This is a genomic window from Parafrankia sp. EAN1pec (genome assembly GCF_000018005.1).
Classification (GTDB): domain Bacteria; phylum Actinomycetota; class Actinomycetes; order Frankiales; family Frankiaceae; genus Parafrankia; species Parafrankia soli.
In genome coordinates, this window is record NC_009921.1 from 2,684,708 (window position 1) to 2,708,110 (window position 23,403).

20 protein-coding genes and 1 pseudogene are annotated in these 23,403 nt (G+C 72.0%); 16 read left to right on the forward strand and 5 right to left on the reverse strand.

Translation table 11 applies throughout. The features are described from left to right. Positions 1-134 precede the first annotated feature (134 nt). The 8 genes from FRANEAN1_RS11010 (at position 135) to FRANEAN1_RS11040 (ending at position 8,488) form a co-directional block, all read left to right on the forward strand. Positions 135-1,358: an OmpA family protein gene (locus tag FRANEAN1_RS11010; RefSeq protein ID WP_020459847.1), complete on the forward strand. Its 1,224-nt coding sequence runs from the start codon at positions 135-137 to the stop codon at positions 1,356-1,358. A 247-nt stretch (positions 1,359-1,605) separates the two neighbouring features. Beyond that, a complete protein-coding gene (locus FRANEAN1_RS11015; protein ID WP_020459848.1) occupies positions 1,606-2,007 on the forward strand; it encodes a ferritin-like domain-containing protein in 402 nt (133 codons plus the stop codon). Continuing rightward, positions 2,004-2,834 (forward strand): family 1 encapsulin nanocompartment shell protein, encoded by an 831-nt coding sequence (locus FRANEAN1_RS11020; protein WP_020459849.1) that lies wholly within the window; start codon positions 2,004-2,006, stop codon positions 2,832-2,834. The genes FRANEAN1_RS11015 and FRANEAN1_RS11020 overlap by 4 nt, the downstream gene beginning before the upstream one ends. Positions 2,835-3,105: 271 nt before the next feature. Continuing rightward, positions 3,106-3,300 (forward strand): (2Fe-2S)-binding protein, encoded by a 195-nt coding sequence (locus tag FRANEAN1_RS38440; RefSeq protein ID WP_020459850.1) that lies wholly within the window; start codon positions 3,106-3,108, stop codon positions 3,298-3,300. A gap of 203 nt (positions 3,301-3,503) precedes the next feature. After that, complete coding sequence (gene bfr, locus FRANEAN1_RS11025) at positions 3,504-3,977, forward strand: bacterioferritin (RefSeq protein WP_020459851.1); 474 nt, start codon at positions 3,504-3,506, stop codon at positions 3,975-3,977. Between the two features lie 139 nt (positions 3,978-4,116). Further along, positions 4,117-6,642 (forward strand): MMPL family transporter, encoded by a 2,526-nt coding sequence (locus FRANEAN1_RS11030; RefSeq protein ID WP_041254003.1) that lies wholly within the window; start codon positions 4,117-4,119, stop codon positions 6,640-6,642. Next, complete coding sequence (locus tag FRANEAN1_RS11035) at positions 6,609-8,198, forward strand: DHA2 family efflux MFS transporter permease subunit (RefSeq protein WP_020459853.1); 1,590 nt, start codon at positions 6,609-6,611, stop codon at positions 8,196-8,198. The genes FRANEAN1_RS11030 and FRANEAN1_RS11035 overlap by 34 nt, the downstream gene beginning before the upstream one ends. A 44-nt stretch (positions 8,199-8,242) precedes the next feature. Continuing rightward, positions 8,243-8,488 carry a DUF2630 family protein gene (locus FRANEAN1_RS11040; RefSeq protein ID WP_020459854.1) on the forward strand — a complete coding sequence of 82 codons (246 nt, stop codon included), beginning with the start codon at positions 8,243-8,245 and terminating at the stop codon, positions 8,486-8,488. 35 nt (positions 8,489-8,523) lie between these two features. On the opposite strand, the gene FRANEAN1_RS11045 is transcribed toward FRANEAN1_RS11040, so the two are convergent. After that, complete coding sequence (locus FRANEAN1_RS11045; protein WP_347177079.1) at positions 8,524-10,029, reverse strand: MFS transporter; 1,506 nt, start codon at positions 10,027-10,029, stop codon at positions 8,524-8,526. A gap of 108 nt (positions 10,030-10,137) precedes the next feature. Here FRANEAN1_RS11045 and FRANEAN1_RS11050 point away from each other — a divergent pair, with 108 nt between their 5' ends. Further along, a complete protein-coding gene (locus tag FRANEAN1_RS11050; protein ID WP_020459856.1) occupies positions 10,138-10,608 on the forward strand; it encodes a helix-turn-helix domain-containing protein in 471 nt (156 codons plus the stop codon). A gap of 60 nt (positions 10,609-10,668) precedes the next feature. Next, positions 10,669-10,878: pseudogene (locus FRANEAN1_RS43190) on the forward strand (VOC family protein); the annotation flags it as partial. Positions 10,879-10,941: 63 nt separating this feature from the next. Here the strand turns inward: FRANEAN1_RS43190 and FRANEAN1_RS11055 are convergent. Beyond that, a complete protein-coding gene (locus FRANEAN1_RS11055) occupies positions 10,942-12,117 on the reverse strand; it encodes a glycosyl hydrolase 53 family protein (protein WP_020459857.1) in 1,176 nt (391 codons plus the stop codon). Positions 12,118-12,768: 651 nt separating this feature from the next. On the opposite strand from FRANEAN1_RS11055, the gene FRANEAN1_RS11060 reads away from it, so the two are divergent. Then, positions 12,769-14,622: a glycosyltransferase family 2 protein gene (locus FRANEAN1_RS11060; RefSeq protein ID WP_020459858.1), complete on the forward strand. Its 1,854-nt coding sequence runs from the start codon at positions 12,769-12,771 to the stop codon at positions 14,620-14,622. Positions 14,623-14,792: 170 nt separating this feature from the next. Here the strand turns inward: FRANEAN1_RS11060 and FRANEAN1_RS11065 are convergent, their stop codons facing one another. The 3 genes from FRANEAN1_RS11065 to FRANEAN1_RS11075 all read right to left on the reverse strand — a co-directional run bounded on the left by FRANEAN1_RS11065 (position 14,793) and on the right by FRANEAN1_RS11075 (position 18,891). Further along, positions 14,793-16,307, reverse strand: coding sequence for an ATP-binding protein (locus FRANEAN1_RS11065; RefSeq protein ID WP_049795932.1), 1,515 nt, complete (start codon positions 16,305-16,307; stop codon positions 14,793-14,795). Positions 16,308-16,363: 56 nt separating this feature from the next. Then, entirely contained in the window at positions 16,364-18,112 is a 1,749-nt protein-coding gene (locus FRANEAN1_RS11070; protein ID WP_020459860.1) for an FAD-dependent oxidoreductase, read from the reverse strand. Positions 18,113-18,177: 65 nt separating this feature from the next. Beyond that, positions 18,178-18,891, reverse strand: a complete 714-nt coding sequence (locus tag FRANEAN1_RS11075) for a hypothetical protein (RefSeq protein ID WP_020459861.1) — start codon at positions 18,889-18,891, stop codon at positions 18,178-18,180. A gap of 301 nt (positions 18,892-19,192) precedes the next feature. Between FRANEAN1_RS11075 and FRANEAN1_RS11080 the strand changes: the two genes are divergently transcribed. From FRANEAN1_RS11080 to FRANEAN1_RS11105, 5 genes are all read left to right on the forward strand, one after another. Then, on the forward strand, positions 19,193-20,278 hold the full coding sequence (locus FRANEAN1_RS11080) for a PHB depolymerase family esterase (RefSeq protein WP_020459862.1): 1,086 nt from the start codon (positions 19,193-19,195) through the stop codon (positions 20,276-20,278). Between the two features lie 202 nt (positions 20,279-20,480). Further along, complete coding sequence (locus tag FRANEAN1_RS11085) at positions 20,481-20,933, forward strand: MerR family transcriptional regulator (protein WP_020459863.1); 453 nt, start codon at positions 20,481-20,483, stop codon at positions 20,931-20,933. Positions 20,934-20,950: 17 nt separating this feature from the next. Next, on the forward strand, positions 20,951-21,337 hold the full coding sequence (locus tag FRANEAN1_RS11090) for a thioredoxin family protein (protein ID WP_049795933.1): 387 nt from the start codon (positions 20,951-20,953) through the stop codon (positions 21,335-21,337). 975 nt (positions 21,338-22,312) lie between these two features. Next, a complete protein-coding gene (locus tag FRANEAN1_RS11100; protein ID WP_020459865.1) occupies positions 22,313-23,023 on the forward strand; it encodes an MBL fold metallo-hydrolase in 711 nt (236 codons plus the stop codon). A 17-nt stretch (positions 23,024-23,040) separates the two neighbouring features. Further along, entirely contained in the window at positions 23,041-23,358 is a 318-nt protein-coding gene (locus FRANEAN1_RS11105) for a SelT/SelW/SelH family protein (RefSeq protein ID WP_049795934.1), read from the forward strand. Positions 23,359-23,403 lie beyond the last annotated feature (45 nt).

Below are 23,403 nucleotides of genomic sequence, written 5' to 3' on the forward strand. Positions count from 1 at the left end.
CTGGCCGGGTCGGCGCCGCGCCCCGGGCGGGCTCCTCGTGATCATGCTCGGCACGGCTACAGATCATCCCGCACGACAGTCCCGTCCGACAGGCCTGTTCCACCGTCCCGTTCGACATCGAGCACGGAGCATCCATGTCCTCGCCCGCGGTGGCGTTCCCGCGGCGCCCCCGTCTGGTGGCGTTCGCCGTCTCATTGATCATCGCCTGGCTGCTGCTCGGGCTGGGGGCGCTCTGGCTGCGGCGCGGGCCGATCGAGAATGACCTGACCGGCCGGGCGGCGGACGCCGTCCGCGCCGCGGGCGCCACCCAGGTGCGGGTCAGCGCCGAGGGCCGGGAGATCGTGCTGCACGGCCGCTTCGACAGCGCCGAGGACGCCCGCCGGGCGCGGGCGGCGGCCGCCGTCTCGGGCAGCAGCTCCGTCCGGCTGGCCGCGGACGCCGTCATCGCCTCGGAGCCGGCGCAGCCCCTCGTGGTCGGGGTGGAGCGCGCCGGCCGAGCGCCGGGCGGGGTGGTGCTGAGTGCGACCGTGCCGGACAGTGCGACCCGGGCCGCCCTGCTGGGCGCGGCGGCGGACGCCGCCGGCGGCGTCGTCTCCGCGACGGTCACGGTCGACCCGCGGGTCGCGACGCCGGCCGTGGAGGCGTTCGGTGACGTGGCGAAGGCGTTGGGCACCGGGCCGGGCGTCCGCTCGGTGACGATCGACGGCTCGTCGGTCGTGCTGTGGGGGAGCGCCCCCGACGACGCGGCACGGGCGTCGATCGGGGCGGCGGTCCTGGCCGCGGCCCGGCAGTCGATCCCTGGCGCGTCCCTGGAGAACCGGCTTGCCGTCGGCTCGGGCGCCACCGTGACCCTCGACCCGGCGACGGGCGAGATCGTCCGGCCGGCCGCACCGGCCCCGGCCACCGCGCCACGGTCGGCGCCGACCCCGGCCCCGGCGACCGCGCCGGCACCCGGCACGACCGGCGGCGCCGGGCGGGCCGCCGCTGGCAGCGCGGACAGCACCCGGGCGGCGCTGCGGGCGGCGCTCGACGGCACTGCCCTCACCTTTCCGGTGGGCGACACCGTCCTCGGCGCCTCGACGCGCTCCGGTCTGGACAAGGTGGCCCGCGCGTTGCTGCCCGGCGACCTGACGGTGATCGTCGGCGGGCACACCGACAGCACCGGTCCGCGGGCCCTCAACCAGGCGCTCTCGATCGACCGGGCCCGCGTCGCGCGCGAGTACCTGGTGATGCGGGGGGTTCCCGCGGAGCGGATCCGTGCGGCCGGCTTCGGCCCGGACCAGCCGATCGCGGACAACGCGAGCACGTCCGGCCGCGCGGCGAACCGCCGGGTCGACGTGACTCCGGTCGCCGACTGACTCCTCCGAGCACCGAGCACCGAGCACCGAGGACGTCCGAGGACGCGTCTGACGAACGTCCGTAACCGCTGTCCACCGGAGGTCCGGTAGGTGTCCAGCGGAGGTCCTGCGAGCGTCCGCCGGAGCTCCGGCGAGCGCCCGGTGACGAACAAAGTGGGACGTATCGCCTCACATCAGGACGTCGACTGTTCGTGAACCGATGCCGTCCCGGCGGGTTGGTGGGCCCGGGCGTGGTAGGTAGTGCCGTATGGGCGACTCAAGTATGGGGCTACACGAGCCGGCGGACGCGCTCACGCCCGGCATCGTCGATCGCCACCGGGCGATCGCGTCGCTGATGGAAGAGCTGGAGGCGGTCGACTGGTACGACCAACGGGTGCAGGCGGCCACGGATCCGGAACTGGCTGCGGTGCTGGCGCACAACCGGGACGAGGAGAAGGAACACGCGGCGATGACGCTGGAGTGGCTGCGTCGCCGCGACCCCGTCCTCGATTCGCAGCTGCGCACGTATCTGTTCACCTCGGTCCCGGTCACGGAGGTCGAGGAAGAGGCGATGAGCGACGAGGGACCCGACGGCGACGCGGCCGCGCGCGCCACGGAGCCGGCGGACGGCTCGCTGGGAATCGGTGGCCTGAAAGGTGTGAGCGAGTGAACCATCTTCTGCGTGGGCATGCGCCCCTGAGCGAGGAAGCCTGGAAGGCCGTCGACGAGGAGGCCCGTTCCCGCCTCACGACCAACCTCGCCGCCCGCAAGCTCATCGACTTCGCCGGACCGCACGGGTGGGCGTACTCGGCCACGCCGATCGGCCGGGTGACGGCGCTGCAGGCGCCGCCGGGCGAGGGCGTGCGTGCCCGGCTGCGCCGGGTCCTGCCCGTGATGGAGCTGCGGGCGGCGTTCTCCATCGACCGCGGCGAGCTGGACGCGATCGACCGCGGCGCGGACGACATCGACCTGTCGGCGCTGGAGGAGGCGGCCCGCCGGGTCGCCACGACCGAGAACTCCGTCGTCTTCCACGGCTACGCCGAGGCGGGGATCATCGGCATCACCGAGGCGTCGTCCCACCCGGTGCTTGAGCTGGGGGCCGACACCGACAGCTACCCGCGCACGGTCGCCAAGGCGGTCGCCCTGCTGCGCCGGGCGGGTATCGGTGGGCCGTACGGGCTGGCCATCGACCCGGACGGCTACACCGCGATCCTGGAGGCCACCGAGCACGGCGGCTATCTGCTGCTCAACCATCTCAAGCAGATCCTCGACGGCCCTGTGGTGCGGGCTCCGGGGGTGCGCGGCGCGGTGGTGCTGAGCCAGCGGGGCGGTGACTTCATCCTCGAGTCGGGCCAGGACCTCTCTGTCGGCTACTCCTCGCACACCGCCGAGGAGGTCGAGCTGTACCTGGAGCAGAGCTTCAGCTTCCGGGTCACCGAGCCCGACGCGGCGGTCGCGCTGGTGTCCAGCACGGACCGTCCGGCCAGCCAGGCCTGAGTCGCCAGGCCTCGACGGTGGCCGCTGGTTGTGCGCAGCGTTCGCGTGATGGCGAATCGCGTGCCTGGCGGTCACTGTCGGTCCCGGTTGCTAGCGGTAGGTGTGTGAAGTAGGTAAGGCTCTCTTGCGTCCGGTGCCCGTTCCGTGGCACTCTATCGATAAGGGAAGCCTTAGCTAAGCCTGATCCTTGGTGCGACGGAGTTTCCCGGAACGGCGAAGAAACGTTTGCCGGCGGCTCCGACGCCGGCCAGTCCGGGCGTGGTGAGGTGCGGTGCTGGTCTGCTCATGCTTTGCTGTCTCCGACCGGACGCTACGGAGCGTCATCGCGTCGGGCGCCTATGACGCTGACGAGATCGGTGCGAGGTGCGACGCCGGCACGGGATGCGGCGGATGTCTCGAGGAGATCGACGAGCTGCTCGACGAGGCGATGCCGCGTCGGCGGTGTCCGGTTGCCAGATCAGCCTAGTGACCCACCGGGGCCTCCTGGGACGTGATCTCGGTGGCCCGGAGTGGATCTCCGCCGCCGGCCGCGGGGCCTCCCGCACCGCTCGCGAGTTTGCACCGCGGAGTGGTCGGGTTCGTCTGCCGTACCGGTGACGACATCGCTGCCGGATGTCGGCCGAGTCGTCCCGGGGCGGCTCCGGGCGACCCTCGCGGAGGTAACCGGCGGTGCGTGGCGACGAACAGATCGTCGAGAGCCTGAACGCTGTTCTGACGAACGAGCTGACCGCGATCAACCAGTACTTTCTGCATTCGAGAATGCAGCGTAACTGGGGATATCGGTACATATCGGAGCATTACTACCACGAGTCGATCGATGAGATGAAGCATGCGGACAAGCTCATCCACCGCGTGCTCTACCTGGGCGGACTGCCCAATCTCCAGCGGCTGCACACACTGCGTATTGGTGAGACCGTGCCCGAGCAGCTGGGGCTCGACCGCACCCACGAGACGAACGCGGTCGACACGCTGCGCGAGGCGATCGTGCTGAGCCGCACGAAGAACGACATCGGCTCGGCCGTGCTCCTGGAAGAGATCCTCACCTCCGAAGAGGAGCACATCGACTGGCTCGACTCCCAGCTTGAGCTCATTTCACAGCTCGGCGCGACCGAGTACCTCTCCCAGCAGATCCGCGAGGACTGAGCCGGGCCGGACGGTGACGGACAGGAGGCGGGGCGCGCCGTACGGCCGATGAACGGTACGCCACAATGCCCCGGACCACACCTGTGTGCGTCCGTGGGGGCGGCCGTGCAGGTAGGCCACCTGCATCGAGGACGGCGAGATGAGCGACAAGGGTGGAGCCCAGCCGACGGAGACCGACGAGTCTCACGCCGTGCCCGGCCCCCGGGACGACGACCACTCGGGTGGCACGGCGGCCTCCGAGCCGGCCGCGCCCGCCGAGGGGTCAGCCGACAAGGCCGCGGCCGACACCGCGGCGCCCGACAGCACGGCGTCCGATGCGGCCGGTCCCGCCGCGGTGAGCGCGGCGGACAAGCCCACGCCGCCCGAACCCACGCCGCCCGAACCCACGCCGGCCACCCCTGCGGCGTCCACGCCCGTGCCGGCGTCGGATCTGCCGGCCGGGGCGGTCGCGGCGGTGGCCACCGTCGACGGAACCGGCGGTGGCGGTGGCCGCGCGCGGCGGCCGCGGATTCTCTACCTGTTCGCGGGCCTGGCGGTGCTCTGGCTGCTGCTGGGCATGTTCGGCGGCCAGTACCAGGCCAAGCTCGCCGAGGTGCAGAAGAACGACAACGCCGCGTTCCTGCCCGGGTCGGCCGAGTCGACCCGGGTGGCGGACGAGTTGGAGAAGTTCCGGTCCGTCCAGACGCTGCCGGGATTCATCGTCTACCAGCGCGAGAGCGGCCTGACCGCCGCAGACAAGGCCAAGATCGCCGCGGACGCCGAGGTGTTCCGCGCCGTCCCGGGCGTCGACCCGGACCAGTCCGCCGATCCCCAGTTCTCCGCGGACGGTACCGCCGCCAACGTCTCCGTCCCGCTCGTCGGCAAGAAGGGTGACGTCGAGGTCACCGGCGACGAGCTGGTCGACGTCGAGAACGCGGTCGTCGACATTGCGAAGAAGGACGTCCCCGACGGCCTGACCGTGCACAGCGCGGGGCCCGGTGGTCTGCTGGTGGCGTTCATCGAGGCGTTCGAGGGCATCGACGGTGTGCTGCTGCTCGCCGCCGGCCTGGTCGTGATCGTGATCCTGCTTGTGGTCTACCGGAGCCCGGTGCTGTGGTTCTTCCCGCTCTTCAGCTCGGTGCTGGCCCTCGGGGTCTCGGTCCTGATCATCTACCCGCTGGCCAAGCATGACGTGCTCACGCTCAACGGGCAGAGCCAGGGCATCCTGTTCGTCCTGGTGATCGGTGCCGGCACCGACTACGCGCTGCTGCTGGTCAGCCGGTACCGAGAAGAGCTGCACACCCACGCCAGCCGAGTGGAGGCGATGATCACCGCGTGGCGCGGTGCCGCGCCGGCCATCGCGGCGTCGGCCGTCACGGTCGTGCTCGGTCTGCTGTGCCTGTACCTGGGCGAGCTGAACTCGAACAAGAGCCTCGGCCCGGTCACCGCGATCGGCATCGCCTGCACCGCGCTGGTGATGTTGACCTTCCTGCCTGTGTTCCTGGTGCTGTGCGGCCGGTGGGTGTTCTGGCCGCGCATCCCCCACTTCGACCAGCAGGCCGACCTGGCCAGCCACGGCGTGTGGGCGCGCTTCGCCGGCGGGCTGGTGCGCCGGCCGCGGATGGCCTGGGTCTCCACCGCGATCGTCCTGCTGGCCTGTGCCGGCGCGATGACGACGCTCAAGGTCGACGGCCTGTCGACGACCGACAGCTTCACCAACGACCCCGACGCGATCCTCGGCCAGGAGATCTTCGACGCGCACTTCAGCCAGGGCTCCGGCGCGCCGGCGGTGATCACCGCCGGCGTTGACCGCAAGGACGAGGTCATCGCCGCTGCCGCGAGGGTCCCGGGGGTGTCCACCGGCCCCGGTGCGGTATGCGTCCAGATCGACTACGCCAAGGTGGCCCGCGCGATCGCCACGGGCAGCCCGCAGCTCCGACCCGGGGCGGACGGCTGTCTGCCCGCCAGCCTCCAGGTCTCCGAGGTCGACGGGCGGATCGCCGTCGAGGCAACGATCACCCACCGTTACGACACGCCCGAGGCCTACGGCACGGTCAAGGCGCTACGGGCCGCGCTGCACCCGATCGCGGGCGCCAACGCTCTGGTCGGCGGGCAGTCGGCGATCAACTACGACACCCAGCAGGCGTCCGCGCATGACCGGAACCTGATCATCCCGATCGTGCTGGTCGTCATCCTGATCGTGCTCGGGGTGCTGCTGCGGGCGCTCGTCGCGCCGCTGCTGCTGATCGCCACCGTGGTGCTGTCGTTCACCGCCACGCTCGGCGTGAGCGCGCTGGTGTTCAACCACGTCTTCGGCTTCGCGGGCGCCGACCCGGGCTTCCCGCTGTTCGCCTTCGTGTTCCTGGTCGCCCTCGGCATCGACTACAACATCTTCCTGATGACCCGGGTGCGGGAGGAGACCCTCGAACACGGGACGCGGTCCGGCATCGTCCGCGGTCTGTCCGTCACCGGCGGTGTGATCACCTCGGCGGGGGTCGTGCTGGCGGCGACCTTCGCCGTCCTTGGGGTGCTGCCCCTGGTCTTCCTCGCCGAAGTGGGATTCTCGGTGGCCTTCGGCGTCCTGCTGGACACGATCGTCGTCCGCTCCATCCTGGTGCCGGCGCTCAGCTACGACATCGGGAAGAAGATCTGGTGGCCGTCGAAGCTGGCGAAGTCGGCCGACTGACCCTCACCGGCCGCCAGGGACGCTGGGTCGTCGCGGCGGCGGTGCTGGGCTCCGCACTGGCGTCGATCGACGCGACCGTCGTCGGCATCGCCCTGCCGGCGCTCGGGCGCGCGTTCGACGCCGACCTTGCCGCCCTGCAGTGGGTGGTCAACGGCTACGCGCTGGCGCTCGCCGGACTGCTGCTCGTCGGCGGCTCGCTCGGCGACCGCTACGGGCGGCGGCGGGTCTTCGTGGTCGGCGTGGTCTGGTTCGCGCTGATGTCCCTGGTGTGTGGGCTGGCACCGAACGTGGAGATCCTCGTCGCCGCCCGGGCGCTGCAGGGCGTCGGCGCGGCCCTGCTCACCCCGGCCAGCCTGGCGATCCTGCAGGCGTCGTTCGACGAGGCCGACCGCGGCCGGGCGATCGGCGCGTGGACGGGGCTCGGCGGGGTGGCCACGGCCGCCGGACCCTTCCTCGGCGGCTGGCTCATCGAGGCGTTCTCCTGGCGGCTGATCTTCCTGATCAACCTGCCGCTGGCCGCGGTCGTGGTCGCGGTCGCGGTGCGCCACGTCCCCGAGAGCCACAACCCTGACGTCCGCGGGCGGCCCGACCTGCTCGGCGGCGCCCTGGTGACCGCCGGTCTGGTCGGCGTCGTGTTCGCGCTCATCGACGGCCCGGCCAGCGGCTGGACGTCCGCCCCGGTGCTGGTCGGGCTGGTCGGCGGGGTCGCGCTGCTGGCCGGGTTCGTCGCCCGCGAACACCGGGCGGCCGACCCGGTGGTCCCGCTGGAGATGTTCGCCTCCCGGCAGTTCACGGCCGCGAACGCCGTCACCTTCCTGCAGTACGCGGCGCTGGGCGGGGCGCTGTTCCTGCTGCCGATTCAGCTCCAGCAGGTCAGCGGCTTCAGCCCGCTCGCCGCCGGGACGGCGCTGCTGCCTGTCACCGTGATGATGCTGCTGTTCTCCGCGCGGGCCGGCGCGCTGGCCACCCGGATCGGGCCGCGGCTGCCGATGACGGTCGGCCCCGTCGTCGCCGGCGCCGGCCTGCTGCTGGTCACCCGGGCCGGCCCGGACGCCTTCTACCTCACGGACGTCCTGCCCGGTGCCGTCGTGCTGGGCCTCGGGCTCGCCACCTGCGTGGCCCCGTTGACGTCCACCACGCTCGCCGCGGTGCCGGCGCATCATGCCGGGGCGGCGTCGGCGGTGAACAATGACGTCGCGCGCACCGGCGGCCTGGTCGCCGTCGCCGTGCTGCCCGCCCTCGCCGGGCTGGGTGGCACCGCCTACCTCGACCCGGCCCTGTTCGACCGCGGGTTCCGCCGGGCGATGGTCATCTCGGCGCTGGTGTGCGCGGCCGGCGGTCTGCTCGCCGCGCTCGGTATCCGCAACCCGCGCCGGCCGGCCGCCGAGCTGCCGGCCGCCGAGCGGGCCTCCGCGCGGATCGGGCGGCAGGCGGGGGAGCGGGTCTGCTGCCCACTGGACGCACCCGGCCTGCGTGCCACACCGGGCCCGCGGGGCACCCCGGGCCCGGGTGCCACCTCGGGCCCGCCCGCCGTCCCGGGCGGGCCCGCCGGCTGACCCCAGAGTGGAATGCCGGCCGGCCCCGTGGTTGGCTCAGACCAATGGACGACACGAAGATCTTCGAGCGCATCGACTCCCTGGTGGCGGAGGAGCACGAGCTGCGCCGGCGGCGCACCCAGGGCCAGATCGACGCGGACGCCGAGTCCGACCGCCTGGCCGAGCTGGAGCAGACCCTCGACCAGTGCTGGGACCTGCTGCGCCGGCGCCGGGCGGCCCGCGCGGCCGGCGAGGACCCGGACGAGGCCCGCGCCGGCTCGGGCAACCAGGTGGAGGGCTACCTCCAGTAGGCGGCCCGGCGGACGATCCGCCCGCGAGCGGCAGGTCAACCGTCCGCGGAACTCTGCTTCCGGCTCCCGTCCGGCCGGAGGAAGGCGACGGTGAGGAGCAGTCCGGCGACCATCAGGATGGCGCCGCCGATCCAGGTGAGGTGGTAGCCGGCGGTGAGGGCCTCCGCCGGCCCGGCGCCGCCGTCCGCCGCGTTCCCGGTGCGCCACGCCGCCAGCGTGGTCAGGACCGCCAGCCCCAGCGCCCCGCCGACCTGCAATGTGGTGTTGGCCAGGCCGGAGGCGAGCCCGGCGTCGTCCGGCGGCACCCCGGTCATGCTGAGCTGGGTGAGCGCCGGCAGCGTCAGGCCGCCGCCGCACCCCAGGACGACCGCGACCGGCAGCACGTCCGTCGCGTAGGCCGCGTCCGGGGCCAGGCGGGACAGCAGCCACAGGCCGAGGCCGAGCAGGACGAGACCGGGCAGCAGCACCAGGCCCGCGCCGAAGCGGTGGGCGAGCCGTCCCGAGAGCCCGAGCGAGAACGCGCCGATCGTCGCCGCGATGGGCAGGAACGCCAGGCCCGTCTCGGCCGGCCCGTAGCCGAGGACACGCTGCAGGAACAGCGCGAGCACGAACTGGAAGGCGAACAGCCCGCCGGCCATCAGCGTCTGGACGATGTTCGCGACGGTCAGCGGCCGGGAGGAGAACAGCCGTGGCGGCAGCAACGGGTGAGCCGCCGTCGCCTGGCGGGCGGCGAAGGCGGCCAGCAGGGCGAGGGCGAGTGCGCCGAGGCCGATGGTCCGGGCGGAGGCCCAGCCCGCGTCGGCGGTGCCGACGATCGTGTAGACGCCGAGCATGAGACCCGCGGTGACCAGCACCGCCCCGGGAGCGTCCGCGCCGGCGCGCAGGCCGGGACCGCGCTCGGTGGGCAGCACCCGCAGCGACAGCACGACCGCGACCGCGCCGATCGGCACGTTCACGAAGAAGATCCAGTGCCAGGTCAGCGTCTCGACGAGCAGGCCGCCGGCGAGCAGGCCGATCGACGCCCCGGCGGCGCCGACGAAGCTGAACACCCCGATCGCCCGTGCCTGCTCCCGGGGCTCGGGGAAGGCCACCACGATCATCCCGAGCACCACCGACGAGGACAGCGCCCCGCCGACGCCCTGCACGAACCGAGCGGCGATCAGCGTGCCCGCCCCGGTCGCCAGCCCGCAGAGCAGGGAGGCCACGGTGAACAGCACCAGTCCGGTGACGAAGACCCGCCGGCGGCCGACGAGATCCCCCATGCGGCCGGCCAGCAGCAGAAGACCACCGAAGGCAACCAGGTAGGCGTTGACGACCCACGCCAGACCGGACGCGGAGAAGCCCAGGTCATCCTGAATGGTGGGCAGCGCGACCGTGACGATGGTGCCGTCCAGGATGACCATGAGCATCGACGCGCACAGGACACACAGCGCGAGCAGCCGGGAGCCGGCGGCCCGCGGGGCTCCCACATCGGGAGGTGGGGATGTCCGGCCGGGAGCAGCCGGGCTCGCCGCCGCCGGTGATGGGAAGGGCTGGGACATGGACTCTCCTTGGGGCATCTTTTGTTACGGACCCCACGGGATGTTCTGGGGATCATGTTCTGTGACCATGCTGCGGGAGCGGCCGGACCAGGGGAAGAAGGCACTTTCATGTCCCAGCGGCACACGGATGTGACCGTGGAACGGCCTCCGTCAGCGCGGCCTCCGTCGTCGCAGCCGTCGCCGGCCGAGACCTGCGGCGAGCTCGCCCCGCCGATCGTCGAGGCCTGCCCGATCATGGAGGTCCTCGACCAGGTCAGCGGCAAGTGGAGCATCGGAATCCTGGTCGCGGCCGCCCACGGGCCGGTTCGCTTCACCGAGCTGGAACGCACCGTCAACGGCATCAGCCGGCGGATGCTGACCCTCACCCTGCGTCGGCTCGAACGCGACGGCCTGCTCGTCCGGAAGGTCTACCCGACCGTCCCGCCGAAGGTGGAGTACACGGCGACGAGCGCCGCCCGCGAGCTGTTCGGCCCGCTGACCGCGCTCACCGAATGGGCGGAACGCCACCGGACGACCATCGCCCGGGCCCGCCACGCCTACGACCTGGAGAATGCCGAGAAAAAGTCCCCCGCGGGCTGAGGCGGCGTTTCCCCAGGTCCGCGCCACGGACCGGGATCCCGCCACGAACGGGGCAACCCGATGAGCCGCCATATCCAGGTCACCTTCGACGCTCACGACCCGCGGGCGCTGTCGTCCTTCTGGCGCGACGCTCTGGGCTACGTCCACCCCGGCCCGCCCGGAGTCGGCCTGCCCGCGGACGCCGACCCGCTGGCCGCGTGGGACGACTTCCTCGCGCGGGTCGGCGTACCGCACGAGCAGCGCAACACGAGATCGGCCATCGAGGACCCGGGGATTCGCGCGACGGCGCCGTACATGCTGACCTGGGCGTCGGTCGGACAGTCCCGGGTCGCGTCATCGACCCGCCAGCGCCGAGCCGGCGGCGTCGGGGGGTGCGAACGCGGCGAGGCTGGGCAGCCCGACTCCGTCCCGGTCGAACATCGCGAGGTTCGCTCCGGGGATCGGCTCGCCGGGTTTCGGGGCCACTGTGAGCCAGCCGGGCTCCCAGGCGAGGAACCCCAGGCCTCGACCGTCCGGCACGTCGTGGAGGATCTGCCGCAACTCGGCGAAGAAGGCTGCCTGCCCGGCCGGCGTCGCGGGCACTGTCACGGCGTCCGGTAGCTGGTCGGGGGACGTGACCCAGTCGCCCGGCCCGGGATCACCCAACGTCCACGGATACGCGGTCTCCACGATGAGGATGTCCCGGTGGTACTGCCGTGCCAGGCCGTCGAGCGTCGCCCGCAGCGTCGCCAGCGAGCCGTTCCAGTACGGGTAGTAACTCACCCCGATGACGTCGAACGCGGTGACGCCCGCCTGCATGAGGTTGCCGAAGAAATACTCTGAGCGGCCGAGGTCGCCCCCGCTGTCGACGTGGAGGACGATGTCCACGGGCCGGCCCGAGGCGCCTTCGCGGGCACCCTCGATCGCGCTGTTGACCAGTTCCGCGAGGCGTGACCACTGTGTTCGCGTGCCGTCCCGAACATCGCCGAGCGGCCAGAGCATCCCGTTGGTGATTTCGTTGCCGATCTGAACCATGTCGACGGGCGTTCCCTGCGCCGCCAGTTTGGCGACCAGACCGCGTGTGTATTCCCGGACCTTCGCTGCCGTCGTCACGAGATCGGCGCCACGCCACGCCGCCGGGATCTCCTGGGAATGCGGGTCGGCCCAGAAGTCGGAATAGTGCGGATTAAGCATGATTCTGAGCCCCGCGTCCGTCGCGCGGCGTGCCAGGGTGAGGACAGACTGCTCGTCGCTGTATCCGGCGGGCGGATCGACCCAGACCCGCAGCCGGACGTAGTTCGCGCCGTGCGCCGCGAGGATCCGCTCGACGGGGAGGCGTCGCCCGCCATCGGAGAGGCTGGTCCCAGCGGCCTCCTCCTGGAGCGTGAACGAGATGTCTGCGCCCCGGACGCCGAGGGCCTCGCGTGACGGCCTGTCGCGCCCGAGCAGGACGGTGACCATCGCCGCCACCGTACCGGCGGCGGCGATCAGGCTCACGATGTGGATCACGCGCACGGTGCCGCCCCGCATCGGTCTCGGTTCCTCTTCCCCGCCGGCGCCTGCCGCCAGCCGTCCACCGTGTGCGTGCCCGGGGGCGGTGACTCCGGGCCTGCCGATTCACCGCATCGTCGTGGAGTGCGTTCGGCGTGCGTACCGACGGTGAAATATACCGCTTCCTGTCGACTTTCCGATCTTCGATCTTGGTAGGTGGTCGATGCGGACTCTTCCCCGGTGGCCGGACTGTCGGCGTTGGTGTCGGTGGTCACTCTCGGTGGTCACTCTTGGTAATAAGGATGTCGCGAAAGGTGTAAGCGTTGCTAGTCGGCTGATAGTGTCCTAGTCTCCAAGGTCATCCGGGCTGTGTTGACCTTGTGCGGATGCCCTGGTCGAACGCCTGGGCTTGGGGGGCGGACTTACGGTGGCAGGTCATCGGGTGGCGAGCTGATCGTCAGTGTTGGCGATGACGGTGAATGATCAGCGTTTATCGTGGAGACGTTCGCCGAAGCGGGTGCTTCTGCTCGCGCGGTGACCCCTCCTCCTCTCGGTGAGTGGCCTCCTTCTTCCTCTGTGTGATTGAAGGTGGCGCTCTTCTCTCCGTACGCCTTGTGCGCGGGGACGCATGGCGACTGTTTTCTTCGCCGCTCGTCGAAACGAGCGCGCGGATTCTTTTGGGGGAGACCGGTGAGTGGTCCGGTGCGCGAGGCGTACGTTCCGGAGGATGTGGCGGGTGGCGTCGGGGCGCTGACCGTCCCCCTGCGGTACCAGAAGTTCACGCCGGGCCTCCGGGAGCCGATGCGGGACCATTCCGGGAACCGGGTCCGGTCGACGGCCGTGATGAGCCGGTGGCAGGAACTGCAGTACTGGCTGATCACGGTGGGGTGGCTGGCTGCCACGGTGTTCTTCTGGCGGTGGTGGCTACGCGCCGACAACGTCGGCTCGATTGTGTTGTTCGTGCTGATGTCGGTGTCCTTCTTCTACGTCGGTGCCTTCCTGGCGGGGATGTATCTGATCTTTGTCGGGCACATGCGCCGGCCCGTTCCCATTCCGGTGCGCCAGGCGGAGATCTCGGCGCCGATCCGGCGGGTTGCCGTCATCAGCCTCACCGTCCCCGGCTCGGAGTCCCTCGAGATCGTCCGTCGCCAGCTGGTGGCGATGAGCAGGATCAGATATCCACACGACAGCTGGATACTCGTCGACAAGGTCTCCTCACCGGAGATCGAGGAGCTCGCCCGGTCGGTAGGTGTCCGGTACTTCTCGCGGCACGACGAGGCCCGCTGGGGAAGGGAGGGGGTGGCGGGCTGGAACCGCCGGTTCCCGCCGTTCAAACGCAAGACCAAGGCCGGCAACGTCAACAGCTGGCTGGACGCCCACGGCCACGAGTACAGCCACTTCACCCAGCTCGACATCGATCACATACCGAACCCCGACTACCTGGACCGGGTGCTCGGCTACTTCGCGGACCCCAAGGTCAAGTGGGTGCAGGCGCCGAGTGTGTACGGGAACTTCGAACACTGGACCGCCCGGGGCGCGGCCGAGCAGGAACTGGGTCTGCAGGGACCGCTTCAGATGGGGTTCTTCGGGTTCTCGCGGACGCCCTTCATCATCGGGAGTCACTGCACCTACGACACGGCCGGCATCCTCGAGATCGGCGGGTTCCAGCCGACCAGGGCGGAGGACCACCTCGACACCGTCTGCCTGGCGGCGCGCGGATATCAGGGCGTCTTCGTCCCGGACGTCATCGCGACCGGTGACGGGCCCGAGACGTTCGAGACCTATCTGTCGCAGCAGTTCGCGTGGGCGTACTCGATGATCGAGGTCCTCCTGCGGCACACGCCCCGACTCCTCCGCAGGTACGGACCGCGGCAGGCCGTCCAGTTTCTCTTCGCCCAGACCTGGTACACCCTCTGGTCGCTGTCGATGCTGATCCTCTTCGCGCTGCCGCTCCTCGCGCTCTGCCTGAACCAGGCCATCGCGAAGGTCCACTATCTGGATTTCCTCGCCCACAGTGTTCCGCTGAGCGTCACCTCGCTGCTGATCTGGTGGTGGAGCCGGCCGTGGCACGTGCCGGCCGGTATACGGCTGACCTGGCGCGGGATCGTCCTGCACGCCGCCCGGTGGATCGTGGTCCTCTCCGCGCTCGTCCAGGTCGTCCTCAGAGTCAAGAAGCCATACATGATCACGAAGAAGGGAGTGGGGGGTGGGGCCGGAACCGTCTCACTGCGACCCATGGCTCCCTACATCGCGATGGTGGTTGTCCCGCTCGCGGCCTGCTGGACCTATCTCACCGTCCATCACGCGGGCGGGAGATCGGGCTATCTCCTGTTCGCCCTGCAGGACTCCCTGACCTTCCTGCTGGTCCTGTCCGTCGTGATCCTGCAGGAGGTCCGGCTGTCCGGAGACGGGGGTACGCCGCTCGCCGTTCGGCTGCGCCGCGCGGCGGCGCCGTTGGCGGCGACGGGACTGCTCACGGCCGCGACGGTCGCCACCGCGATCGCCTCATGGCACCCGATCTGGGAGGCGGTCTCCTCTGCGTGAGGTCGTGCGGGCGGTGTGTCCACACAGAGTGAGTCCGAGTGGACGGCCGTGCCGCATCCCCTGGCAGACCGACGACGCGAACAACGTGCTGGCGATCAGCGGCCATGCGGCCATGCGGCCATGCGGCCCGGCGAGCCCCCCGGGGGCCGGCGAGCCCGGCGGACGGTCGCTCAGGCCGAGGTGGCCGGCTCCGCGGGCTCCTCGTGGGGTGCGGCCTCGGCGGGCATCAGCGGGTCGGGATGCAGCGGCAGGGTCACCCGGAACCTGGTGTCGCCGGGCTCCGACGTCACGGTCAGGTCACCGTGGTGGCGGCCGACGACGATGCGCCAGGAGATGTCCAGCCCGAGGCCGGTGCCCTCGCCGACCGGCTTCGTGGTGAAGAACGGCTCGAAGATGCGGTCGCGGATCTCCGGCGGCACGCCGGGCCCGGAGTCCCGGACCTCGACGACCAGGTTGTCGTGGTCCGCCAAGGTGGTGACGGTCAGCGTCCCGGAGCCGGCCATCGCGGCGACCGCGTTGTCGATGAGGTTCGTCCAGACCTGGTTGAGCTCGCCGGCGTAGACCGCGATCTCGGGCAGCGCCCGGTCGTACTCGCGCACCACCCGCACCCCCGACAGCTTCCCGCCGAGCATGGCCAGCGTGCTGTCCAGCAGCTCGTGGACGTCGACACTGCGGTACGGTGCCCGGTCGAGCTGGGAGTACTGCTTGGCCGCCCCGAGCAGGGTGGAGATCCGGGTGGTGGAGTCCTCGATCTCCTTCATCAGCAGTTCGCTCTCGACGGTGTAGTACAGCCAGCGGATCGCGCCCTCCAGCACCTCGGGCGCCACCGTCGCCGCGACCCGCTCCAGCCAGTCGACGTCGAACCCCGCCTGGACGAACGTCGGCGCGATCTCCCATCCCTGGTTGCAGCCGTGGTCCTCCAACCAGTCGGTCAGGGTGTCCTCGCGGTCGCTGGTCTCCATCGGGGTCAGCGTCGGTGCCTTCGCCACTCGCACGGCGGCCTCCTCCTGCAGGCCGATCAGGGTCTCCAGCGCCTCGCGGTCGTACGGCCCGGCGGCGATCAGGCCGAGCTTGTGCCGCATGCCGGCGACCCGCTCTCGCAGCGACGCCGTGGCCCGCACCGCGGCGGCCGCCGGGTTGTTGAGCTCGTGGGTCAGCCCGGCGGACAGCGAGCCGAGCGCGAGCAGCCGCTCCCGCTGGCCGGTGAGCGCCTGGGTGCTCTGCAGGCCGAAGAACAGCCCCTCCAGCATGTGGACGGCCATCGGGAACCACTCGCGCATCAGCCGCGCCAACGCCGCGCCGTCCAGCACGACGAAGCGGGACGGGATCGTGACCCGCATCGAGTTGGTGTAGAGCTGGGGGACGCGGTCGCCGAGGTAGGAGTGCCACGCCCCGGAGTACACGCCGCGCTGGGTCGTCCGGCTGACCTCGACGTCGTCGTCGCCGACCCGCCGGGTCAGCACCAGGCCGCCCTCGACCAGCACGTAGAAGCAGGTGGCCGGCTCGCCTTCGCGGAACACGACGCCCGGCTCGATCAGCTCGACGTGGCCGTTGCGGCAGATCCAGTCCAGCTGGTCGTCGGTGAGCTTCTCGAACAGGAACAGTGTGCGCAGCTCGTCGAGATCGCAGGGCATCGCCTGGCCCTGGACGCAGGCCTGGGTGGCGCCAACCGCGTCGTCCGCCATGGTGCTCACTCCGCCTTCCGTAGTCAGCGCTGCTCGGGCCAGCGCTTCGCGAGGTATCAGCGCTTCGCGAGGTAACGGTGCACGAGCGCGACGGCCATGGCCCCCTCGCCGACGGCCGAGGCCACCCGTTTCACCGACTCGGCGCGCGCGTCGCCGGCCACGAACACGCCTGGCACGCTGCTCTCCAGGTGGTACGGGTCGCGGTCGAGATCCCAGCCGGACGGACGCTGCCCGTCGACGACGAGATCCGGCCCGGCGACGACGAACCCGTGCTCGTCGCGTACGACGACGCCGTCCAGCCAGTCGGTGCGCGGGGCGGCACCGATGAAGACGAACAGCCACTGGGAGTCGACCTGCTCGGCCTGACCGGTGCTGTTGTCCCGCAGGACGAGGCTCTCCAGGTGGTCGGTGCCCTGCGCGGAGACGACCTCGGTGCACACCCGGACCGTGATCGTCGGCACGGCCGCGATCTGCTGGATGAGGTAGTGCGACATGGACGCCTCGAGCGACTTGCCGCGCACCAGCATCGTCACCGAGCGGGCGTGCCGGGAGAAGTACATCGCGGCCTGGCCGGCGGAGTTCGCCCCGCCGACGACGTAGACGTCCTGGCCGGAGCAGCTCGGCGCCTCCGTCAGCGCGGAGCCGTAGAAGACGCCCCGGCCGGTCAGCTCGGTCAGGCCGGGGGCGGCGAGCTGGCGGTAGGAGACGCCGGTGGCGAGGATCACCGTGTGCGCGTCGATCTGGCCGCCGTCGGCGAGGAGCAGCCGGCGGGCCGGGCCGGCGGCCTCCAGTGTCACGACGTCGGCGGCGGTGAGCAGCTCGGCGCCGAACTTCACGGCCTGGCGGCGGGCCCGGTCGGTGAGCTGGGAGCCGGAGACGCCGTCCGGGAAGCCCAGGTAGTTCTCGATCCGCGAGCTCTGGCCGGCCTGGCCGCCGGTCGCGTGCCGCTCGAGGAGCACCGTCCGCAGGCCCTCGGAGGCGCCGTACACCGCCGCGCCGAGGCCGGCCGGGCCGCCGCCGACCACGACGAGGTCGTAGAAGTCGCCGGTGGGGGCGGTCGCGAGACCGACCTGGGCGGCGAGCTCGGTGTCGGTCGGGTCGGTCAGCGCCGAGCCGTCGGTCGTGATGACGCAGGGCAGCGACTCCGGGTCCGCGCCGGCGGCCGTGAGTAGCCGCGAGCCCTCCGGCTCGTCGGCCAGATACCAGCGGTAGGGGACCTGGTTGCGGGCCAGGAAGTCGCGCACCTCATACGAGCGGGCCGACCAGCGGTGCCCGACCACCCTGGTCTCGGCGACCGGCCGGTGGTCGGCGGCGCGCCACGCGTCGAGCAGCGCGTCGAGCACCGGGTAGAGCTTCTCCTCCGGCGGGTCCCACGGCTTGAGCAGGTAGTGGTCGAGGTCGACGACGTTGATGGCGTCGATCGCGGCCTCGGTGTCGGCGTAGGCGGTCAGCAGCACGCGCCGCGCGGCCGGGAACAGGTCCATCGCCTGCTCGAGGAACTCGATGCCGTTCATCCCGGGCATGCGGTAGTCGGCGAGCAGGACGGCGACCGCGTCGCCGCGCAGTTTGATCTCGCGCAGCGCCTCCAGCGCCTGCGCCCCCGACTCGGCACGCACGATCCGGTACGTCCCGCCGTACCGCCGGCGCAGGTCGCGGGCGACGGCGCGGGAGACGCTCACGTCGTCGTCGACGGTCAGCAGCACGGCCCGGGGCGCACCGCGCCCGCCGCCGGGGTTGCCGCGCTCGCCCTGGCCGCCGCCGGAGCCTGGATGTGCCTGGCCGGCCGGGTTCTCGCCCGCCGCCATCAACGCGCCGGGTGGGTTGCCGGGAGTGTTTCGATGCGTCGCCTGCGTCCGGTCACGCGCTCAGTCTAGTTCCGGTGCAGCGGTCGCCCCGGGTGCTCCGTGATGTTTGTGCCGGAAGCGAAGTTCGTGGCGGAAACGTCGTTCGCGCGGGAATCGCCGCGCAACGCCGGAGGGCGTGACTCGCGGACGTCCGGGCGGGTCGCGTCATCGATCACGAAGTCGCCGAGGTCGAGGTCGCCGAGATCGAGGTCGCGCTCGCGGGTCAGGAACAGGCGGATCTGGTCGCGGTCGGACGGCGCGGCGGCGCGGACCCGGCGCACCGCGCCGGCCGCCCGCCGCCGCGGGCCGGCCGGGTCCGGCCCGCCCGGTGGCACCCCGCCGGGCAGCGGGCCCACCGCCACGCCGTCCACCGGGACGAACGGGACCACGCCGTCCAGGATGAGCTGGCCGGGCGCGCGGTCGCCCTCCCAGGCCCCGCCGTCGCGCTGCACGAAGAGCTCCTGGCCGTGCACGGCGAACCGCAGCTGGGACGGCTCCGCCCGACCGGCGTGCACCGCGGCCCCGCCGTAGGCGGCCGCCATCCCGTGGCGGGCGGGATCCCAGCCGGCGGCCGGCTCGGCGCCGGGCAGGAGGCGCAGCCGCTCGGCGGCCCCCCGGATGTGACGCAGGCTGAGCCCGGCCCGGCGCAGTGCCGCGATCGCCCGCGCCTGCGTCAGCTCGCCGCGGCCGGGGCGAAGCAGGCCGGAACGCCGCCAGTAGGCGAGCTGGCCGGGTGTCACATGGCCCGCGGGGACAGGGCTCGCGGGGACAGGGCTCGCGGGAACAGAGCCGGCCGGAACAGAGCCCGTGGGAATCGGTTGGCTCACCGCCGGAATCGGCTCGGGCACGTCGTCGTCCGGGCGGACAGGCTGTTCCGGAATCGGCGCGGGCATTGCGCCCGGCGGCCCCGTCACCTGGTCCGTCACCCGGCGAATGTAGCTCTTCGCCGGGCGGCCGGCTCGTCCGAGGTTGCCTTTGTTGTCGGCTTCGTGTCCTCGCCGGGGGGATCATTCCCCGGGGGATGGGACGTAATGTCCGGACGTGGCCGGAAAATCGGGTGACAGGTGGATCAGCCGAATCCTGTGCGCGACGGCCGCCCTGGTGTTCCTGACCGCGTGTGGCGCGGGCGGCGGCCGGCCTGCCGAGCCCGGTTCCGCGGGAGCGGTCACGCCTGGCTCGTCCACCCAGTCCCCGCCTGCCCAGTCCCCGCCTGCCCAGTCCCCGCCTGCTCAGTCCGCGCCGGCGGGACGGGCTGCCGCGCCGGCCGGGGCGGCCGGGGCGGCGGCGGCGAGCACGGCCGGCTGCGCGGCGGACCCCGCCACCGCGCCTGCCGTGGGCCCGCGGCACCTGTCGCACGACGCCGCCGAGCGCACCTATCTCCTCGCCCTGCCGACCGGCTACGACGGACGGACCCCGGCGCCGGTCGTCGTCGACTTCCACGGTTTCAAGGCGAGCAAGGAGACCCAGGAGGCCCGGAGCGGAATGGGCCGGCTCGGTGCCGATCGCGGCTTCGTCGTCGTGACGCCGGACGCGCTCGGCGAACCGCGCCGCTGGAACACCCCGGCCGCGCCGGAGACGGCCGACGACTTCGGCTTCGTCGCCGCGCTGCTCGACGACCTTGGTGCCCACCTGTGTCTCGACCCCGGCCGGGTCTACGCCGCGGGGCATTCGAACGGCGCCGAGTTCGCCGCCGCGCTGGTGTGCCGCCAGGCGCCACGGTTCGCCGGCGTCGCGATGGTCTCCTCGACCAGCCTCGCGACCTGCCCGCCCGGCGCCGCTCCCGCGACCATGGCGGTCCACGGGACGGCTGACCCGTCCGTGCCGTATGCCGGGGGCGTGATCAGCGGTTCCACCACCCGGGTCCCGGCCGCGACCCAGGTGATCGACGAGTACGCACGCCGATACGCCTGCGCGTCCGCCGTGCTGCGCACCGTGGTCGGGATGGGAGTGGAGCGGATGCGCCACACCGGCTGCGCGGGCGGCGCCGAGGTCGTCCTCGACACCGTCGTCGGCGGGACGCACGCGTGGCCGAGCAGCCCCGACGCGCTCGCCGACCGCGCCGACTCCCCGGCCGGCCGCTCCTACCAGGCGACGGCCGCCATCCTGGATTTCTTCGCCGGGCACTGACGCGTCCACCGGCCGGTGCGCCGCCTGACCGCGGTCCGCGTCCCCTGGTCACAGCGCGCTGAGACCCGGACGCAGCCCGGTCCGTCCGGTGAGCAGGCCGCGTTCGGTCACCGCGGCCGGGTCGGCGAGTACCGCGCGGGCGGAGACAGAGCTTGCCTTCACACGGACGTCAACGTCTAGCGTCGGTGCGGAGGAGGTCGGGATGCGCATCGGTGAGCTGGCACGACGGGCGGGGACGAGTCCCCGGGCGCTGCGGCACTACGAGGACCAGGGGTTGCTCGCCACCCGGCGGCTGGCCAACGGCTACCGGGACTACAGCGACGCGGACCTGCGAGCTGTCGAGGAGATCAGGGCGCTGCTCGCGGACGGGTTCGCGCTGGAGGAGACCCGTCCGTTCGTCGAGTGCCTGCGGGCCGGGAACGAGACGGCGGCCTCCTGCCCGGACTCGATCGAGGGCTACCGGCGCAAGATCGCCCAGATCGACGACTACGTCGCCCGGCTCCTGCGCTCCCGAGAACGGCTCGCCGCCCAGCTCGCGATGGCGCGGGACACGGCCGAGCCGTCCGGAGCCGAACCGGCTGACGGCCCGCCCTGGCCGGCAGCGCCGCCGCAGGGTGTCCCGGGGTGCTCGCTCTACCCGCCGCAGACCCGATGACGACGAAGGAGCTGATCATGATCACGTCCGATGTCCAGGACCGGTCGGCGCCGGCCGCGCCCGCCGGAACCGTGTGGCACGCCGACGACACCACGTTCGACGAGATCGTCCTGCGGTCGCCGCTACCCGTCCTCGTCGACTTCTCCGCCGAGTGGTGCCCGCCGTGCCGGATGATGCGGCCGGTCCTCGCCCAGATCGCGGCCGACCTCGCCGACCGGCTGCGGGTCGTAGAGGTGGACGCCGATGCCAGCCCGCAGACGGCGATCGCCTACGGTGTGCTGGCCATGCCGACCCTGGTGGTCGTCCGGGGCGGTGAGACGGTCACGAAGCTGGTCGGCGCGCGCAGCCGGCGGCGCCTGCTGGCGGACATCGGCGAGCGCGATGATCCTGATCTGGGTGGGTGACCGGTCGCCTCGGCCGGCAGGAGCACCGGAGTGACCAGCGCGGCCGCCAGCAGTGCGGCGAGCCTGCCGGGACCGAGCCGTCGGTCGTCGACCTGCGGGGAGCACGACAGGTCCGCCATCGACGGGTGCAGCGCGGCGGCGGCGACCAGCACGTCCCCGAGGGCCCAGAGGGACTCGGTGACGTCCGCGACGACGTACCTGCCGCCCAGCGCCGAGATGGTGCACAGGACGTCGGAGGCCAGGGTGACCACCAGGCTGGCGACCAGCAGGACGAACGAGGCCGGCCGGCGGCCGGGCGCGAGCACCAGTATCAGCGACATGACGAGCAGGCCGAGGTCCATCACGGGAAAGGCGACCGAGGCCAGCTGGGCGAGCTGCCCTGAGGTCGCCCGCTCGTAGGGTGTGATCACATAGAGCCAGTACAACAGCGACATGGCGACGGCGATGGACGTAGTGTCCAGCACCGCCGAGAGATTGCGGCCGGGTGCCCGCTGCCGGAACAGCAGTGCCAGCGCCGCGATCGCAAACGGGTAGCGGCCGATGTAGAACAGATCGGCCAGCGATGGAAATATTGCAATTGTGAAATACGATGAGATTTGTATAGAAGATGGCGTCGGCGACGGTGTAAAGGCCCTGGGTGACGGCAAGGAGCACCCACGGCGCGCGGGGCTCGGGGCGCCACCTCTGCACGCCGAGGGCGATCGCTCCGACGGTCGACACGGTCAGCAGGCACCGCAGGGCCACCTGCGCCTCCGGGCCGACGGGCACGTCCACGCCCGCGCCGGTGACGATCGTGCCCGCTCCCAACATCTTTTGCTGAGTGAGTTTATTTTTATTTGGTGTCGGTTCGACCGGCGTGCGGGGCTCACCAGCCTCGGCCCACGCCGCCCCGCCCCGCGATGGCACGTGGTGGGTGACGGTCCGCCCGCTCCACCGGTTCTGGAGTGCGGGCCCGGCGCTCCGTAGGCTCGCGGTGTGAGCGATCGCCTGTACTTCCGCCAGTTGCTGTCCGGCCGCGACTTCGCGGTGGGTGATCCCGCCGCGACCCAGATGGTCAACTTCGTCTACCTCATCGGTGACCGGGGGACGGGCGAGGCCGTCGTGGTCGACCCCGCCTACCGGGTGGGCGACCTGCTCGACGTGCTGGCCGCCGACGACATGCGGCTGACCGGGGCGCTGGTCACCCACCACCACGCCGACCATGTCGGCGGCACGGCCTTCGGCATCGAGCTGGAGGGGATCCGCGAGCTGCTGGAGCGCACATCCGTCCCGATCCACCTGCAGCGGGATGAGGCCGAGTGGGTGCGGCGCGGGACGGGCGTGGGGGCCGCCGAGCTCGTCGAGCACGGCGACGACGACGTGGTCACCGTCGGCGCGGTGGACATCCGCCTGCTGCACACCCCCGGTCACACCCCGGGCAGCCAGTGCTTCCTCGTGGACGGGCGGCTCGTCGCCGGGGACACTCTGTTCCTCGAGGGTTGCGGGCGGATGGACTTCCCGGGCGGGGACGCCGCGGCGATGTACGACAGCCTGCGCCGCCTGGGCGCGCTGCCCGACGACGTCACCGTCTACCCGGGTCACCGGTACTCGGCGGAGTCCGCCGCGGAGCTCGGCGTGGTGCGCAAGATGAACTACGTCTTCCGGCCGACCAGCTCCCGGCAGTGGCTGGCGATGCTCGGCGCCTGACCGCCCGCGTGGTGGGTATGGACACGGCGGGGGTGAGCGCCGTGGACGCTGACGGCTCGGCCGGCACACGGCCCCGGGTCGAGATCGAGTACTGCACCCGGTGCAGATGGCTCCCGCGGGCGGCCTGGCTCGCCCAGGAGCTGCTGACCACGTTCGAGGCGGATCTCGGCGCGGTCGCCCTCGTGCCCGGCACCGGTGGGGTGTTCACCGTCCGGCTGGGCGGTGAGGTGATCTGGGACCGCGGCGAGCAGGGCTTCCCCGAGCCGTCCGCCGTCAAGCGCGCGCTGCGGGACAGGATCGCCCCCGGCCGGCCGCTGGGCCACGTCGAACGCTGAGCACGGGACGTCGAGCGCCAGCGGGGCGCATCGAGCGCCAGCGGG